This is a genomic window from Blautia sp. HCP28S3_G10 (assembly GCF_052065235.1).
In the GTDB taxonomy this organism is placed as follows: domain Bacteria; phylum Bacillota; class Clostridia; order Lachnospirales; family Lachnospiraceae; genus Blautia_A.
In genome coordinates this window covers 1-16,636 of sequence record NZ_JBQHUL010000004.1, presented here as the reverse complement: position 1 = coordinate 16,636, position 16,636 = coordinate 1, and the positions used below count along the sequence as shown (strand labels likewise).

14 protein-coding genes are annotated in these 16,636 nt (G+C 42.0%); 8 read left to right on the top strand and 6 right to left on the bottom strand.

Features of this window, described 5'->3' with window-relative positions; translation table 11 throughout:
- Positions 1-91 precede the first annotated feature (91 nt).
- Both nagB and ACTNB8_RS03150 read right to left on the bottom strand, forming a co-directional pair.
- The gene (nagB, locus tag ACTNB8_RS03155; protein WP_441052227.1) at positions 92-823 is read right to left on the bottom strand and encodes a glucosamine-6-phosphate deaminase; all 732 of its coding nucleotides are present in this window, start codon (positions 821-823) and stop codon (positions 92-94) included.
- Positions 824-896: 73 nt separating this feature from the next.
- Complete coding sequence (locus ACTNB8_RS03150) at positions 897-1,805, bottom strand: AraC family transcriptional regulator (RefSeq protein ID WP_441052225.1); 909 nt, start codon at positions 1,803-1,805, stop codon at positions 897-899.
- Positions 1,806-2,027: 222 nt separating this feature from the next.
- Here ACTNB8_RS03150 and ACTNB8_RS03145 point away from each other — a divergent pair, with 222 nt between their 5' ends.
- Positions 2,028-2,957 (top strand): nucleotidyltransferase family protein, encoded by a 930-nt coding sequence (locus ACTNB8_RS03145; RefSeq protein WP_441052403.1) that lies wholly within the window; start codon positions 2,028-2,030, stop codon positions 2,955-2,957.
- Positions 2,958-4,061, top strand: coding sequence for a phosphotransferase enzyme family protein (locus ACTNB8_RS03140; protein ID WP_441052223.1), 1,104 nt, complete (start codon positions 2,958-2,960; stop codon positions 4,059-4,061).
- A gap of 59 nt (positions 4,062-4,120) precedes the next feature.
- Here ACTNB8_RS03140 and ACTNB8_RS03135 read toward each other — a convergent pair whose 3' ends face one another.
- From ACTNB8_RS03135 to ACTNB8_RS03125, 3 genes are all read right to left on the bottom strand, one after another.
- Complete coding sequence (locus ACTNB8_RS03135) at positions 4,121-4,981, bottom strand: carbohydrate ABC transporter permease (protein ID WP_296155838.1); 861 nt, start codon at positions 4,979-4,981, stop codon at positions 4,121-4,123.
- A complete protein-coding gene (locus ACTNB8_RS03130) occupies positions 4,978-5,868 on the bottom strand; it encodes a carbohydrate ABC transporter permease (protein WP_441052222.1) in 891 nt (296 codons plus the stop codon). The genes ACTNB8_RS03135 and ACTNB8_RS03130 overlap by 4 nt, the downstream gene beginning before the upstream one ends.
- A 98-nt stretch (positions 5,869-5,966) precedes the next feature.
- A complete protein-coding gene (locus ACTNB8_RS03125; protein ID WP_441052221.1) occupies positions 5,967-7,208 on the bottom strand; it encodes an ABC transporter substrate-binding protein in 1,242 nt (413 codons plus the stop codon).
- A 294-nt stretch (positions 7,209-7,502) separates the two neighbouring features.
- Here ACTNB8_RS03125 and galE point away from each other — a divergent pair, with 294 nt between their 5' ends.
- Positions 7,503-8,519: a UDP-glucose 4-epimerase GalE gene (gene galE, locus ACTNB8_RS03120; RefSeq protein WP_441052219.1), complete on the top strand. Its 1,017-nt coding sequence runs from the start codon at positions 7,503-7,505 to the stop codon at positions 8,517-8,519.
- An 86-nt stretch (positions 8,520-8,605) separates the two neighbouring features.
- Here the strand turns inward: galE and ACTNB8_RS03115 are convergent, their stop codons facing one another.
- Entirely contained in the window at positions 8,606-10,084 is a 1,479-nt protein-coding gene (locus ACTNB8_RS03115) for a DUF1846 domain-containing protein (protein ID WP_296155831.1), read from the bottom strand.
- A gap of 151 nt (positions 10,085-10,235) precedes the next feature.
- On the opposite strand from ACTNB8_RS03115, the gene ftsH reads away from it, so the two are divergent.
- The 5 genes from ftsH to ACTNB8_RS03090 form a co-directional block, all read left to right on the top strand.
- Positions 10,236-12,317, top strand: a complete 2,082-nt coding sequence (gene ftsH / locus ACTNB8_RS03110; RefSeq protein WP_441052216.1) for an ATP-dependent zinc metalloprotease FtsH — start codon at positions 10,236-10,238, stop codon at positions 12,315-12,317.
- Entirely contained in the window at positions 12,304-14,154 is a 1,851-nt protein-coding gene (gene uvrC, locus ACTNB8_RS03105; RefSeq protein WP_441052214.1) for an excinuclease ABC subunit UvrC, read from the top strand. Before ftsH ends, uvrC begins: the two co-directional genes overlap by 14 nt.
- A 21-nt stretch (positions 14,155-14,175) precedes the next feature.
- Positions 14,176-15,108: an HPr(Ser) kinase/phosphatase gene (gene hprK / locus ACTNB8_RS03100; protein ID WP_441052212.1), complete on the top strand. Its 933-nt coding sequence runs from the start codon at positions 14,176-14,178 to the stop codon at positions 15,106-15,108.
- Positions 15,109-15,185: 77 nt separating this feature from the next.
- On the top strand, positions 15,186-16,121 hold the full coding sequence (locus ACTNB8_RS03095) for an ROK family glucokinase (protein WP_441052210.1): 936 nt from the start codon (positions 15,186-15,188) through the stop codon (positions 16,119-16,121).
- A gap of 103 nt (positions 16,122-16,224) precedes the next feature.
- Positions 16,225-16,636 (top strand): helix-turn-helix domain-containing protein (locus tag ACTNB8_RS03090; RefSeq protein WP_441052209.1); only part of this gene is annotated, 412 nt, incomplete at its 3' end.

Here is a 16,636-nt window from a genome sequence, read left to right as displayed (position 1 = left end):
GGATTTTCATCTAGCGCGCAAAGCGTAGCAAGTCCCTCAAAAATTGAGGGATTCAGGGAGTTTGAAGCGGACTTGTCCGCTTTGTTATAGTTTACAGATTAATTTCAGAAAGTGCGTCTTCATCGGCAATAATCGTACAGTCCTGATGGAACTGAAGAATGGATCCTGGAACATGTGGAGTTACAGGTCCCTCAATAACAGATTTCAGAATGGAAGCTTTGTCTTTGCCGCTGACAACAACAAGGATTTTTCGGCTGTTCATGATAGTGCCGATACCCATGGTGTAAGCCTGGCGGGGAACATCTTCTTCCTTTTCAAAGAAGCGCTTATTTGCCTGGATAGTCTGCTCAGTAAGATCTACACAGTGAGTGGAGACCTCGAAATGATCAGCAGGTTCATTAAATCCGATATGTCCGTCGTGACCGAGTCCGAGGATCTGAATATCAGCAGGACCTGTCTCCTGAAGCTTCCGGTCATATTCAGCACAGGCAGCAGAACTGTCTGCTTCAGTTCCGTCAGGAACAAAAGTACGGTCATGCGGGATATTTATCTTATGAAAAAGATTACTGTTCATAAAATAACGATAACTTTGCGGATCAGTTCCGGCAAGCCCTTTGTATTCATCAAGATTGACAGTTGTGACCTGTGAAAAATCGAGGTCTCCGTTTTCGTACATCTGAACAAGCTGTTCATATGTGCCCACTGGTGATGAACCAGTTGCCAGTCCCAGAACGCTGTCTGGTTTCAGGATTACCTGCGCAGCAATGATATTGGCTGCTTTCCGGCTGAGTTCCTGATAGTTTTTTACTTTGCAGATATGCATGTTTCCTCCTCCTTGTCCGCATAATGGACATCCTTTTATATTATATAGTTTTGCATTAAAGCCTGTGTAAATATTACCGATGCTCCATTCGTGTCCGCTCAGATAAAGCCTTTATGGAAGTAGCATATTCAGTCGGAGTCATTCCTGTTATCTTTTTGAACTGTCTTGAAAAATAATGAATGGAAGAATAACCCAGAAATTCGGAAATCTGTGTAAAATTCATATCATTATCACGGATCAGCTGACGGGCAAAATCAATTTTCATTCTGGAAAAAAATTCAATAGCACCACACTGGTACTGTTCACGGAAAAGCTTTTGCAGCTGTGAACGTCCGATCAGATTATCGTGGGAAATTTTTTCTATGGTAAGAGACTGATGAATATGATCCTGCATGTATTGGATGATCCTGCGGCAGAGCGCAGATTCTGTATGACTGGTATCATAAATTCCATCCGATGCAGAATAGCTGTTAAAAGTATAACGGCGGATAATATGAATCAGCAATTGTTCAAGATAAAGTGAAAGGAGCTGCTGGGAACCAAATGGGATATCAGGTCGCTTTTCCATTTTTTCGAGGTAAGGATTATCAAGAGGGGAAGAAAAACAATGTCGTGCTTCTGCGATCAGAAGTCCGAGAATGTTCCGCTCAGAATCCGATAATTCAAGAACACGATTTTCAAAAAAATGCATACATTCCGAATGGCAGGAAAAAGATACAACAATAACGTTTGGAGCATTTTTTTCGGTCGCCATGAGATCATGAAATTCGTTGGGCTTGTGAAAAATTACCTGTCTGCGTGTGAGGTGGTGCCTGCCTTCATCTGTGGTAACAACAGCTTCACCTTTGTCCACACACTGGAATTCCCAGAAGTCATGTTTTTCACCCGGAAAATAAAAATCATTTCTGTAATCATAATAATGTACGGTATAAATGCTGTCGATAATGAGTTCTCTCTCTAATTTTACGCTTTCATATGCCATTCGTAATCCGCTCCTCTGTGAAAATAAGATATTTCCAGGGTAAGATCTGCAGGAAATATCCTGTAATTCAATTGTAGTTATACATGGTAAAATAGTCAAACAGATTATCTGAAAATGCAAAAATAATAAACGATTATGCAAATACTATTCTAAAAAAAACGATAGGATTATAATAAGAAGAAACAGTAAAAAAAATATGGATTATTCAGGAGGAAATCAATGATGAAAAAACCGGTACTTGTAGTAATGGCGGCAGGAATGGGGAGTCGTTATGGTGGTCTGAAACAGATTGATCCGATAGATGGAGACGGACATATCATTATGGATTTTTCCATTTTTGATGCAGTAAGAGCCGGATTTGAAAAAGTTGTGTTTATTATTAAGAGAGAAAATGAGCTGGCTTTCCGCGAGGCAATTGGTGACAGACTTGGTAAATATGTCAAAGTAGCTTATGTGTTCCAGGAACTTGATAATCTTCCGGAAGGATACTCAGTACCGGAAGGAAGAGTGAAACCATGGGGAACAGGACATGCAGTACTGAGCTGCATAGATGAGATCGATGGACCTTTTGCAGTAATAAATGCGGATGACTATTATGGTGTTCATGCATTCAGGATGGCATATGATTTCCTGACAGAAAATCAGAATGAAAAAGATGGATATCGTTATATGATGGTGGGATACAGACTTGAAAATACTCTTACAGAAAACGGTCACGTGGCGAGAGGTGTCTGTGTAACAGATGAAGAAGGTCATCTTGTCAAGATCAATGAGAGAACTCACATCGAAAAGCGCGGTGAGGGTGCTGCATATACAGAAGATGACGGGGCTACCTGGACAGCGCTTTCGGCAGACAGTACTGTATCCATGAATATGTGGGGATTCTCTGCAAGTATCCTTACAGAACTGAAAAATCGTTTTTCGGAATTCCTTGACAGAAATCTTTCCGAAAATCCTCTGAAATGTGAATATTTCCTTCCATTTGTTGTAGATGAGCTTCTTCAGGAAAAGAAAGCCACAGTAAAAGTACTGAAATCCGAAGATAAATGGTATGGGGTAACATACAAGGAAGATAAGCCGATGGTAATGGATGCTGTACAGAAGATGAAAGATCAGGGACTGTATCCACAGAAACTGTGGGAGGAAAAATAATTGAAGAGCAGTACGGAATTAACAAAAGTAATCAATGCTTTTAATCTGGAAGGGGAATTGCAGAAGTGTATTGTTTTTGGAAACGGCCATATCAATGATACATTCAGGCTGACTTTTAAGACAGAGCAGGGTACCAGAAGATACATCTTGCAGAAAATGAGTGCTGTTGTTTTTAAGAAACCTGTAGAGCTTATGGAGAATATCAGCAATGTAACTGCATGGCTGAAGAAAAAAATCCGGGAAAATGGCGGAGACACAGAAAGAGAAACACTGAATCTTGTGATGACCAGAGAAGGCATTCCGTATCATGTGGACAAAGAGGGTGGATACTGGCGTGTTTATAAATTTATCGAAGGTGCTACCTGTTATGATGCAGTGAAAAACGATGATGATTTTTATCAGAGTGCAGTTGCTTTTGGACATTTTCAGAGACTTCTGGCAGATTATCCGGCGGAAACACTTCACGAAACAATACCGAATTTTCATAATACACCGGATCGTATGCGAATATTCCGTGAAGCAGTGCAGAGAGATGCATACAGCAGGGCAGCAGGGGTTCAGGAAGAAATCCGTTTTATAGAAGAACACGAAAAACTTTCCCACGTACTTTATGACATGCTGGAAGAGGGGAAACTGCCACTTCGTGTAACACACAATGATACGAAACTTAACAATATCATGATCGATGATGCTACAGGAAAAGCCATCTGTGTGATCGATCTGGATACAGTTATGCCAGGACTTTCAGCACATGATTTCGGAGATTCTATCCGGTTTGGGGCAAGCACAGGTGCAGAAGATGAAAGAGATCTGTCAAAGATATCCTGCGATCTTCATCTTTATGAAGTATATACAAAAGGCTTTATAGAAGGATGCGGTGGAGCACTGACAGAAACAGAACTTGATATGCTTCCATGGGGAGCAGTTCTGATGACTTTTGAAAACGGAATACGTTTCCTTACTGATTATCTGGAAGGCGATCATTATTTCAAAATCCACAGAGACGGGCAGAATCTTGACCGTTGCAGAACACAGCTGAAACTTGTCAGTGACATGGAAGAAAAGATGCAGCAGATGCAGCAGATTGTTAATAAATATAAATAATCTCAGATAATAAAAAGAGCTTCGAATCACATCAACAGCGGTTCGGAGCTCTTTTGCTATCAGCCTTTGACACCTCCGGAAGTCAGACCTCCGACAAGATGTTTTTCGATAAGAATAAACAGGATCACGACAGGTATCGTCGCAAACAGCGACGAAGCAAACAGATACTGCCATTCTATCATGTTGTATCCGTTAAAGATCGTAATACCTACAGTAAGTGGTTTAAGCACGTCTGTAGACATCAGGGTAAGAGCCACCGTGTATTCGTTCCATGCATTGATAAATACGAAGATCAGAGCTGTTACAATACCAGGTGCAGCTACCGGAAGAAGAATCCGAATCAATGCGGTAACACGGTTACATCCGTCTACAGTTGCTGCCTGCTCCATTTCCGGCGAGATAGACATAAATGTTCCTCGAAGGAGCCAGATGGCAAATGCCTGGTTAAATGCTGCATTGATAAATACAAGACCAATCAGGCTGTCTGTCATTCCAAAGGTATTCATGACTTTGTAGATGCCCACGAGGAGAACTACAGGTGCGAACATCTGGGAAATGATAACAAGTCCCAGGAAGAAATTTTTGCCTTTGAATTTCATTCTTGCAAGTGCATATGCTGCCGGGATACCACATACAATGGCAATCAGGGTAGATCCTCCTGCTACGATAATGGAGTTCAGGAAATATCTGGAAAGCGGTGCAAGTGTCCAGATATCCTTGAAATTCTGCCACAGCCATGTTACAGGAAGAAGTGTTCCCTCAGTAGCATAAATTTCAGCACGGCTTTTGGCAGCAGTTGTAAACATGACAAAATATGGATACAGAGTTACCACTACAACAAGAATTACAAATAAATACAGGAGTACACGGAGGAATTTGTGCTTCGTGTCATAGGAATGTTTGTTATTTACAGCTTTCATTCTTCCTGTCCCTCCTTTTTAAGTGAAATGATCATGTAAACGGATGCGCAGGCACACAGAATAAGAAAGCCAATAACAGATACGGCAGCTGCCTCACCTGATTTTCCTTTATAAAATGCCAGTTTATAAAGATACGTAACAAGTGTGTCTGTACGGCTGGCAGGATCGCCCTTAGTTATTGTCCAGATGATCGGGAAAGAGTTAAAAACATAAATAATATTCAGCACAGTACTTACTGTAAGAGACGGCCTTACCAGAGGAAGCGTTATTTTGAAAAGCTTCTGCCAGTAGTTGGCACCGTCTACGGTTGCCGCTTCATAATAGGCAGTATCAATACTCTGCAGTCCGGAAAGCACGCAGAAAGTAACAAAAGGTACTGTTACAAAAATACCTACAAAACATTCCCAGGCAAAATAAGCACCCGGTGTAGGTGTCCAGTTTACAGGACTTGCAATGATATGCAGCTTCATGAGAAGCGTGTTCAGGGCACCATAATCCTTGTCGATGATAAATTTCCATACACCTGCCTGAATGATCAGAGAAGTTGCCCATGGAAAAACAACAACTGCACGGACTGCTTTACGGAAACGGAATTCATTATTCAGAACCAGTGCCAGGATAAATCCAAACACGGTTGAGAGAACAACGACAACAATTGTCCATACGAGAGTGTTTTTGAGAACAAGCTTGAAGGTTGAGCCCCTCAGAACTTTTGTAAAATTATCCAGTCCGCAGAATCCTTTGATGATACCTGCTTTACTTACTTCGCTCAGCGAGGTACGGAAAACTTCCAGGATAGGAAACAGAATAAAAATTGTCATAAGAAGAATACTTGGCAGGAGCCATACATATGGTTCGATATTTGCCAGAGATTTCTTTTTTTTCATTTAAACACCACCAAACTATCTTAAATAGAACCGGGAGCCGGCTACTATTGTAACCGGCCCCCGGCTTAATGAAAACGCTTTTGTTTTTTAATCCGGTATCAGCCTGCGATATCAGCCTGAAGGTCATCAAGAAGAGTCTGAACATCATCACCGAGAAGTGCATTCTGTTCTACTTCGATAACGCCCTGTTTTACATCTGCCCATTCAGTCTTGGTTGCTGGATAGAATTTACAGCTCTGGAGAATATCAATCCAGGATGCAAATGTTTCATCATCTTTTGCAAGAAGATCTGCTGCTGTCTGGGTAGTAGGAAGGAATCCTTCGAATACCATGTAGTCTGAATAACGTGCATCATCATAGAAGAAGTCAAAGAATTTGCTGATAGCAGCTGTACGTGCTTCCTGATCTTCTGCCTCGTCATTTTTGAATACTTCAAGGCGGTCACAAACACCCATTGCAACGGACTCGATGCCTTCATTAGAAGGAATGGAAGCAACTTCGTAATTTACATCATAACCACCATCGGAAAGATAGGTAGGAATGTTGTTTGGTCCGATCATCATGGCAACTTTGCCAGCACCGAACATATCCTGAAGGTCATAACGTGTTTCATTTGCCGGATCAGAGTTAGTGTAGCCGTCATTTACAAGACCGATCGCATAATTCAGGGCTTCCACGTTTGCATCACTATTCAGGGCCCAGTCATTATTTTCGTCAACAAATCCGCCGCCATTGTTCCATGTATAATAGGAAAATGCTGCCTGACCTTCGTCAGTAGTCATATCAATGCCCCATGGATATACATCATCACCGAATTTATCTTTAATCTTCTGAGCTGCATCCTGAACTTCTGCCCATGTAGTAGGAATTTCTGCACCTGCTTCATCAAGGATGTCTTTATTTACGAAGAGAGCACGGCAGGAAGCGAGGATCGGTAATGCATATACTGTGTCGTCAATAGAGCTTGCTTCCCAGAACGACGGGAAGAATTTTGCCTGGAGATCTTCAGAGGCATATTCAGTTGCCGGCATAAGAAGATCATCAGCAACGTAATCTGCGAGAACATCAATGTTGAGGATGTCAGGTGCGTTGCCATTTGAAACAAGTGTGTTTACTTTTGTATAGATATCATTCCATGATACGATTTCGATATTAAGGTCAATGTCAGGATTTTCGGCCTCAAAATCCTTTTCAAACTGTGTCCACCAGGTCTGGGTCTGTGTACCGTACTGACTGATGATAACGTTGAGGGGAACAGGAGTGGAACTGTCGGCCAGAATAGGCTGAGCCATTGTTGCGGTCATTGCTAATGCCATAGCGAGTGCGAGTTTTCGTTTCATATTTAATTCCTCCCTTTGTGGTTAAACTGACAAAAATATCAGTTCGTATTCGTGATTGTCACGAATATGATGGGTTGAATTATACAGTGAAAATGTAAAAGTGTCAACGAAATGTATAAAGAATGAGCGGATAGTGCAAATATTATGGATATTTTGCATAATAATATCAATGACAGATAGTGTGAGACGGAAAGTAAAATATTTTTCTGGTTTCGAGTACTATTGTGAAAAAAAGAAAATGGTGTTACAATGGCACCGTAACAGAAACAAAGCAAACGTCAGGAGGAGAAAGTCATGGCAATTTTAGTAACAGGCGGAGCAGGATTTATCGGAAGTCATACAGTTGTAGAACTGCAGACCGCAGGATATGATGTGGTAGTTCTGGATAACCTCAGCAACTCCAGTGAGAAAAGTCTTGAACGTGTTCAGAAGATTACAGGGAAACCGGTGAAATTTTATAAAACAGATATTCTTGACAGAGAAGGTCTGAATGAAGTTTTTGAAAAAGAAAACATTGATTCCTGTATTCATTTTGCAGGTCTGAAAGCAGTTGGAGAATCTGTTGTCAAACCGTGGGAATATTATGAAAACAATATCGCAGGAACTCTTACACTGGTTGATGTAATGAGAAAACATGGCGTGAAAAACATTATTTTCTCCTCTTCAGCAACTGTATATGGTGATCCGGCAATCATCCCGATTACAGAAGAATGTCCGAAAGGACAGTGTACTAACCCGTATGGCTGGACAAAATCCATGCTGGAGCAGATTCTTACAGATATTCAGAAGGCAGATCCGGAATGGAATGTAGTTCTTCTTCGTTATTTCAATCCTATTGGAGCTCATAAGAGCGGACTTATCGGTGAGAATCCGAATGGTATCCCGAACAATCTGATGCCTTATATTACACAGGTTGCAGTAGGTAAACTGAAAGAACTGGGTGTATTTGGAAATGATTATGATACACCGGACGGAACCGGCGTAAGAGATTACATCCATGTAGTTGACCTTGCAAAGGGACATGTAAAAGCCGTTAAGAAACTGGAAGATAATTCAGGGCTGAGCATTTACAATCTTGGTACCGGCAAAGGCTACAGCGTTCTTGATATTGTGAAAAACTTTGAGGCTGCTACAGGAATTAAGATTCCATATTCAATTAAGCCACGCCGTGCAGGTGATGTGGCAACCTGTTATTCTGATGCAACCAAGGCCAAAAAGGAACTTGGCTGGGAAGCTGAATATGGAATAAAAGATATGTGTGCGGATTCCTGGAATTTCCAGCAGAAGAATCCGAATGGATATGAAGACTGATTTTTGATGTTGATTATTAAAACGAGAAATAAAAACAGATCCGGACGTTATGACCGGATCTGTTTTTTTCGCAAAATTGATAGTTGTTAATGATATTTCTTTTCTTTTTCAAATTTTGGTTCACAGGTAAGTTCAATACCCAGTTTGCGGAATTCCCAGATATCTACAGAAGACAGCATAACAGAAGTATGAGCCTGGCATCCTTTCAGGGTGCGGAGCTGTTCCAGGGCTTTGCGTGCTTCCGGATTACTTGCGGCACTGACAGAAAGGGCAATCAGTGTTTCGTCTGTATGAAGACGTGGGTTTTTGCTTCCAAGATACTGCGTTTTAAGTTCCTGGATCGGACGGATTGCTTCCGGTGAGATTACGTGGTGCTCGTGGTCAATACCGGCAAGATCTTTTAATGCATTCAGAAGAAGCGCTGATGAAGCACCAAGAAGTTCGGAAGTTTTTCCGTAAATGATACGTCCGTCCGGAAGCTCAAGTGCAGCGGCAGGAGCTCCTGTTTCCTGTTCTTTCTGAAGGCTTGCCGGAACTACTTTGCGGTCTTCAAGAGAAGCATGAGCCTGTTTCAGAAGAAGCTCGATCTTGCGTACTTCTTCTTCTGTTCCTGTACCTGTAAGCAGTGCGGCGCAGCTCTTGTAATAACGGCGGATGATTTCCTGACGTGAAGCTTCGCAGCATACATCGTCGTTTACAATACAGTTTCCGGCCATATTTACCCCCATATCTGTAGGAGATTTATACGGGCAGTCACCCATGATCTTTTCAAACATTGCCTGCAGAACAGGGAAGATTTCTACATCACGGTTATAATTGACGGTTGTCTCACCGTAAGCCTCCAGATGGAACGGATCGATCATGTTAACATCATTAAGATCAGCTGTAGCAGCTTCATAAGCAAGGTTTACCGGGTGCTTTAACGGAATATTCCAGATAGGGAATGTTTCGAATTTTGCATATCCTGCGGCAACACCGCGCTTATATTCATGATAAAGCTGAGAAAGACAGGTAGCCATTTTTCCGCTTCCAGGTCCAGGTGCAGTGATGACTACAAGCGGGCGGGTGGTTTCAATGTACTCATTTTTGCCATATCCTTCATCACTGACGATAAGAGGGATATTGCTTGGATAACCGGGAATACTGTAGTGGAAGTATACTCTGATACCAAGTTTTTCAAGACGTTTTTTGAAGTGATCGGCACTTTCCTGGCCTGCATAGCGTGTAATGCATACGCTGCCTACGTAAAGTCCGCGTTCCGTAAATGCGTCGATCAGACGGAGTACGTCTTCATCATAAGTGATTCCAAGATCACCACGCATTTTGTTTTTGTCAATGTCAGCTGCGCTGATAACAATTACAATTTCAGCCTGGTCACTGAGCTGCATAAGCATACGCAGTTTGCTGTCAGGTTCAAAGCCGGGAAGAACACGGGAAGCATGGTAATCATCAAAAAGTTTCCCGCCAAATTCCAGATAAAGTTTGTTGTCAAATTTGCTGATACGTTCTCTGATATGCTGAGACTGCATTGTCAGATACTTTTCGTTGTCAAATCCAATTTTCATTTGTTGTTTTCCTTTCCCATCACACATTCACCGGCAGCTAAAATTCTCCCGGCTTTCACGTACCTAGTATACTACAAACATTCATAGTTTTCCAGTTGATTTATCCGTTAAATCTCTTTATAATGAAGAAGACAAAAAGAGGAGGAAAATAATGAACGATCATAAGGATAACCGACCGGACAGAAACCGGCCAAACCGGAATAATCCCAGAAATCAGGGTCCAAACAAAAACCGCCAGTCCATTCTGGCTTTTTTGATTTGCCTTCTGATCACTCTGGTTTGTCTCAGTTTTGTGACAGATATGATGAGTGACAAATCCAGTGAGATCACCTACGATAAATTTATTGAAATGGTCGATAAAGACCAGATTAAGGAGGTAACGCTTCAGTCAGGAGTCCTGACTATTGTGCCCAAACTTCAGAAATCTTATTATCAGAATATGACATACCGGACGAATCAGATGGAGGATACAGATTCCCTTACAAAGAGACTTGAGGGAACAGGTATTGTTTTTCATTATGAACAGCCGGATGCAATGGGTGAGTTTGTATCTACGATGCTGAGTGTGCTTCTGCCTACGATTCTTCTGTTTTTCATGCTGATGTTCTTTATGCGTCGTATGAATAAAGGCGGAAGTGGAATCATGGGTGTCGGCAAGAGCCGTGCCAAGGCCTATATCCAGAAAGAAACAGGAATTACATTCAAAGATGTTGCTGGTCAGGAAGAAGCAAAGGAATCTCTTCAGGAAGTTGTTGATTTCCTTCACAATCCTGGTAAGTATACTGCAATCGGAGCAAAACTTCCGAAGGGAGCTCTTCTTGTAGGCCCTCCTGGAACAGGTAAGACTCTTCTTGCAAAAGCAGTTGCAGGAGAGGCGAATGTTCCGTTCTTTTCCCTGTCAGGTTCCGAATTTGTGGAAATGTTTGTAGGAGTTGGCGCTTCCAGAGTAAGAGATCTTTTTGAGGAAGCGAAAAAAAACGCACCGTGTATCGTATTTATTGATGAAATTGACGCAATTGGAAAAAGCCGTGACTCCAAATACGGAAGTGGAAATGATGAAAGAGAGCAGACTCTGAATCAGCTTCTGGCAGAAATGGATGGATTTGATACATCCAAGGGACTGCTGATTCTTGCGGCAACCAACCGCCCGGAAGTACTTGATCCGGCGCTTCTCCGCCCGGGACGTTTTGACAGAAGAATCATTGTTGACCGTCCGGATCTCAAAGGAAGAGTAGAAATTCTTAAAGTACATGCAAAAGATGTAATGCTTGATGAAACAGTGGATCTGGAGGCAATTGCACTTGCAACTTCAGGAGCCGTTGGTTCTGATCTTGCGAATATGATCAATGAGGCTGCTATTCTGGCAGTCAAGAACGGACGTAAAGCTGTTTCACAGAAAGATTTACAGGAATCTGTGGAAGTAGTGCTTGTAGGTAAAGAAAAGAAAGACCGTATCTTAAGTGCGCAGGAAAGACGTATTGTTTCTTATCATGAAGTTGGACATGCGCTTGTAAATGCACTGCAGAAAGATGCAGAACCGGTACAGAAAATTACTATTGTTCCGAGAACCATGGGGGCACTGGGATATGTTATGCAGGTGCCTGAAGAGGAGAAATATCTCAATACCAAGAAAGAACTGGAAGCAATGCTGGTCGGCTATCTCGGTGGCCGTGCAGCGGAAGAAATTGTTTTTGATACAGTGACCACAGGCGCAGCAAATGATATCGAGCAGGCAACAAAGGTCGCAAGAGCCATGATCACGCAGTACGGCATGTCTCAGAAGTTTGGGCTTATGGGACTTGCAACACAGGAAAACCAGTATCTTTCCGGCCGTGCTGTACTGAACTGCGGTGACGATACAGCTACAGAGATTGACCATGAGGTGATGCAGCTGCTTCATTATTCTTATGAAGAGGCCAAGAGACTTCTGAATGAACACAGAGAAGCACTGAATAAGATCGCAGAATATCTGATTCGGAGAGAGACGATCACAGGTAAAGAATTTATGAAGATTTTCCGTGCGGTGGAAAAAGGTCTGGAAATTCCGGAAAATCTGGATGATCTGGAGATTCCGGAAGAAAAGAAGGCTGAAGAAACTCAGGAATCCATTCCGGCAGAAGAAGAGAATGTTCAGGAAGAGAAGACAGAAGCTCCAAAGGAAGTACAGAATGTTCCGGAACTGACGGCGGCAGAGACAGAAGTAACAGAGGAAAGTCAGGATGTTTCTGATTGAGGAAGAATTAAAAAAACTGCCTGCAAAACCGGGCGTATATCTTATGCATGATGAACACGATGAGATTATTTATGTTGGAAAAGCTATAAGTCTTCGTAATCGTGTACGTCAGTACTTTCAGAGCAGCCGCAATAAAGGCGCAAAAATCGAGCAGATGGTTACCCATATTGCTCGATTTGAATATATTGTCACAGATTCAGAACTGGAGGCTCTGGTTCTGGAAAGCAATCTGATCAAGGAACACAGGCCAAAGTATAATACCATGCTTAAGGATGATAAGAGTTATCCTTTTATCAAGGTTACTGTGCAGGAGGCCTATCCCCGTGTGTTGTTTGCACGTCGTATGAAAAAAGACAAAAACCGCTATTTTGGTCCATATACCAGTGCCGGTGCAGTAAAAGACGTGATTGAACTTGTGCGGAAACTGTATCAGGTCCGTTCATGCAACAGAAATCTGCCGAGAGACTGCGGGAAAGACAGACCATGTCTTTATTATCATATGAAACAGTGTATGGGACCCTGCAGGGGGAATACAGATCAGGCTCTTTACAGAGAAAACATCAAAAAAGTTATACGTTTTCTGAATGGAGATTTTCAGGAGACAATAGATCAGCTTACAGAGAAGATGTTTGCTGCTTCAGAGGAAATGCGTTTTGAAGATGCTGTGGAATACAGGAATCTGATACAGAGTATCCGCAAGATTGGTGAACGTCAGAAAATAACTGCGTATGGAGAGGAAGACAGGGATATTATTGCAGTAGCAATGGATGAAAGTCTGGATCTTCGTGAGCAGGAGGCTGTTGTTCAGGTATTTTTTATGCGAAGTGGAAAAATGATAGGCAGGGATCATTTTTATCTCCGGGTTGCGAGAGGTGATACCAGGTCACAGGTTCTGTCCAGTTTTATGAAACAGTTTTATGCAGGAACACCGTTTATTCCGAGAGAGATTATGCTTCAGACGGATATTGAGGACAGGGAGATCATTGAAGAATGGCTGTCTTCCAGACGAAAACAGAAAGTTCATATTCAGATTCCAAAGAAAGGAACAAAGGAAAAACTGATAGAACTTGCCTGGGAAAATGCAAAAATGGTTCTGGAAAAAGACCGCGAAAGAATCCGAAGAGAAGAGGGTCGGACAATTGGTGCAGTACATGAAGTAGAAGGCTGGATCGGTTTGTCCGGAATTAATCGTATGGAGGCTTTTGATATTTCAAATATCAGTGGGTTTGAGTCTGTGGGATCGATGGTCGTATACGAAAAAGGAAAACCAAAGCGCAGCGATTACCGTAAATTCCGTATAAAAACAGTGCAGGGTCCTAATGATTATGCCAGTATGGAAGAAGTGCTGACCAGACGTTTTACTCATGAGAGTAACGGAGAATACGACAGTTTTTCAATTATGCCGGACCTTCTTCTGATGGATGGTGGAAGAGGGCAGGTGAATATAGCACTGGGGGTGCTTGAAAAACTGGGACTTTCAATTCCTGTCTGTGGCATGGTAAAAGATGATCACCACAGAACAAGAGGACTTTATTATAATAATGTTGAAATACCAATAGATGTAAACAGTGAGGGATTTCGCCTGATCACCAGAATACAGGATGAAGCTCACAGGTTTGCTATTGAATATCATCGCTCTCTGCGAAGCAGGGAACAGGTACATTCTATTCTGGATGATATTCCGGGAATAGGTGATACAAGAAGAAAGGCACTGATGCGCAGGTTTCGTTCAGTTGAGGGAATCAGAGATGCATCAGTGGAAGAACTTGCAGAAACAGAATCGATGAATGCAGGAAGTGCAAAACAGGTGTATGCTTTTTTTCACCCGAATAAATAAACATTAAAGGAGAAACTTGCTATGAAAGGTGTATTGATGACAAAGATGGTTCAGGAATTGAACCTGACAAACCTGACCCCTGAGATTGATCTGACTGATATGAGAATTATTACAGCAGAAATTAACCGACCGGCACTTCAGCTTACGGGATATCTGGAGCACTTTGCCAATGAACGTGTTCAGATTATCGGATATGTAGAGTATACTTATCTGATGCAGCTTAGTGACGAAAAACGCATGATGAAATACGAGCGTTTTATTTCCAGTAAGATTCCGTGTGTTATTTTCAGTACCATGACAAAACCATCACAGGATATGCTTGATCTTGCAAGAAAATATAAGGTGCCGACATTTGTTACAGAGAGAACAACTTCCAGCCTTATGGCAGAGATTATCCGCTGGCTTGGTGTTCAGTTGGCACCCTGTATTTCCATTCATGGTGTTCTTGTTGATGTTTATGGCGAGGGAATCCTTATTACAGGAGAGAGCGGCATTGGAAAAAGTGAAGCTGCACTGGAACTGATTAAGAGAGGACATCGTCTTGTAAGTGATGATGTAGTCGAGCTTCGCAAAGTAAGTGATGTTACACTGGTAGGTTCGGCACCGGATATTACAAGACATTTTATTGAACTCCGTGGTATCGGAATTATTGATGTCAAAACACTGTTTGGTGTTGAAAGTGTAAAGGATACACAGTCTGTAGACCTGGTCATTAAACTTGAAGAGTGGGACAGAGACAAAGAATATGACCGTCTTGGACTTCATGAGGAATATACAGAATATCTTGGAAACAAGATCGTGTGTCATTCACTGCCAATCCGGCCAGGCAGAAATCTGGCTGTTATCGTAGAAGCGGCTGCTGTCAACCACAGACAGAAAAAGATGGGTTATAATGCTGCAGAAGAACTGTACAAACGTGTTCAGGCGAATATTGCACGTAAACGTGAAGGGTAATTGATTACAAAGAAGGATGTAGAGTTAAAATAAAACAATACTGGAGCAGAAGCTCCAGAGGGAAAGGTGGAAATAAAATGAGTTCATATTGTTTTGGTATTGATGTAGGAGGTACTTCTGTTAAGTGTGGCCTTTTTAAAACGGATGGTACGCTGGTAGAAAAATGGGAAATTCCTACACGAAGAGAAAATAACGGTGATAAAATTCTTCCGGATGTCGGAGATACTATCAACAACAAAATTAAAGAACGTAATCTGGACAAAAAAGATATTGCGGGTGTAGGAATCGGAATCCCGGGGCCTGTTAACGGAAAAGGTGAAGTGGAACGTGCAGTCAACCTTTACTGGGGATTTAAAGCCGTATCAAAAGAAATAGAAGAATACACAGGACTTCCGGCAAAAGCTGGTAATGATGCCAATGTTGCGGCACTTGGAGAAGCATGGAAGGGTGCGGCTGCGGGAGCACAGAATGTAATTCTTGTAACACTTGGAACTGGTGTTGGCGGAGGCATTATTGTTGACGGAAAGATTGTGGCAGGTGAGCATGGTGCCGGTGGTGAGATCGGACATGCAATGGTTCTTCGCGGTGAAAAGGAAAAATGTAACTGCGGTAACCACGGATGTCTGGAACAGTATGCTTCTGCAACAGGAATCGTACGTGTGGCAGGAAGAAAACTTGCCGAAACAGATGAAGACAGTGTGCTCAGAAGTCTCAGCAATATAACAGCAAAGGATGTTCTGGATGCATTCAAAGCAGGTGACAAAGTTGCAATAGACATAATGGAATATGTGGGAGATCTCCTTGGTGGTGCTCTTTCAGGATTTGCAGCAGTTGTGGATCCGGAGGCAATCGTTATCGGCGGCGGTGTATCAAAAGCCGGACAGCCGCTGATCGACTGCATTCAGAAATATTACAGAGAGTATGCGTTCCCATCCTGCAAAAATACCAGAATGCTGATTGCCACACTCGGTAATGATGCAGGTATTTATGGTGCAGCTAAAATGGTACTCTGAGACAGATAACGGTTATTTATAGATTTTTATAAAAAGAGCTTCCTTTTGAACCGACCCCCAGAAGTTAGACGAAAAAATCTAACTATTGGAGGTCGGTTTTCTTATGGCAAAATATAACTTTGAGCTTAAGAAAAAAATTGTTCTAGAGCATTTAAGTTTAGGTGTTGGTTCAAAAGCACTAGCAAAAAAATATAATGTTAAAAGTGCTAGACAGATTCAACAATGGATTCATAATTATAATGAGTTTGGCGAGGAAGGCTTAAAAAGAAGTAGACAGAAGAATAATTATTCTTTTGAATTCAAGCTTCATATGGTAGAATCTTATTTATCAAACGAGGTCTCATATGAGGAACTGGCATTAGCAAATGGAATCACCAATTATACTATGATTAGTAGATGGGTTGAAGCATTCAGAGTAGCTGGCCCCGACGGGTTAAGGCCTCGGAAGAAAGGTCGGAAAAAAACTTTGGATAATTCTGTTTGCAACAAAATTTCTCAGAATGTTAAAGAGAATA

What these genes read in the sequence shown, in the direction of transcription:
- ACTNB8_RS03115 (WP_296155831.1), bottom strand. Translation starts at nt 10,084, where the DNA reads ATGAAAATTGGATTTGACAACGAAAAGTATCTGACAATGCAGTCTCAG.
- nagB (WP_441052227.1), bottom strand. Translation starts at nt 823, where the DNA reads ATGCATATCTGCAAAGTAAAAAACTATCAGGAACTCAGCCGGAAAGCA.
- hprK (WP_441052212.1), top strand. Translation starts at nt 14,176, where the DNA reads ATGAAAGGTGTATTGATGACAAAGATGGTTCAGGAATTGAACCTGACA.
- ACTNB8_RS03130 (WP_441052222.1), bottom strand. Translation starts at nt 5,868, where the DNA reads ATGAAAAAAAAGAAATCTCTGGCAAATATCGAACCATATGTATGGCTC.
- ACTNB8_RS03125 (WP_441052221.1), bottom strand. Translation starts at nt 7,208, where the DNA reads ATGAAACGAAAACTCGCACTCGCTATGGCATTAGCAATGACCGCAACA.
- ACTNB8_RS03135 (WP_296155838.1), bottom strand. Translation starts at nt 4,981, where the DNA reads ATGAAAGCTGTAAATAACAAACATTCCTATGACACGAAGCACAAATTC.
- uvrC (WP_441052214.1), top strand. Translation starts at nt 12,304, where the DNA reads ATGTTTCTGATTGAGGAAGAATTAAAAAAACTGCCTGCAAAACCGGGC.
- ACTNB8_RS03095 (WP_441052210.1), top strand. Translation starts at nt 15,186, where the DNA reads ATGAGTTCATATTGTTTTGGTATTGATGTAGGAGGTACTTCTGTTAAG.
- ACTNB8_RS03145 (WP_441052403.1), top strand. Translation starts at nt 2,028, where the DNA reads ATGAAAAAACCGGTACTTGTAGTAATGGCGGCAGGAATGGGGAGTCGT.
- ftsH (WP_441052216.1), top strand. Translation starts at nt 10,236, where the DNA reads ATGAACGATCATAAGGATAACCGACCGGACAGAAACCGGCCAAACCGG.
- ACTNB8_RS03150 (WP_441052225.1), bottom strand. Translation starts at nt 1,805, where the DNA reads ATGGCATATGAAAGCGTAAAATTAGAGAGAGAACTCATTATCGACAGC.
- galE (WP_441052219.1), top strand. Translation starts at nt 7,503, where the DNA reads ATGGCAATTTTAGTAACAGGCGGAGCAGGATTTATCGGAAGTCATACA.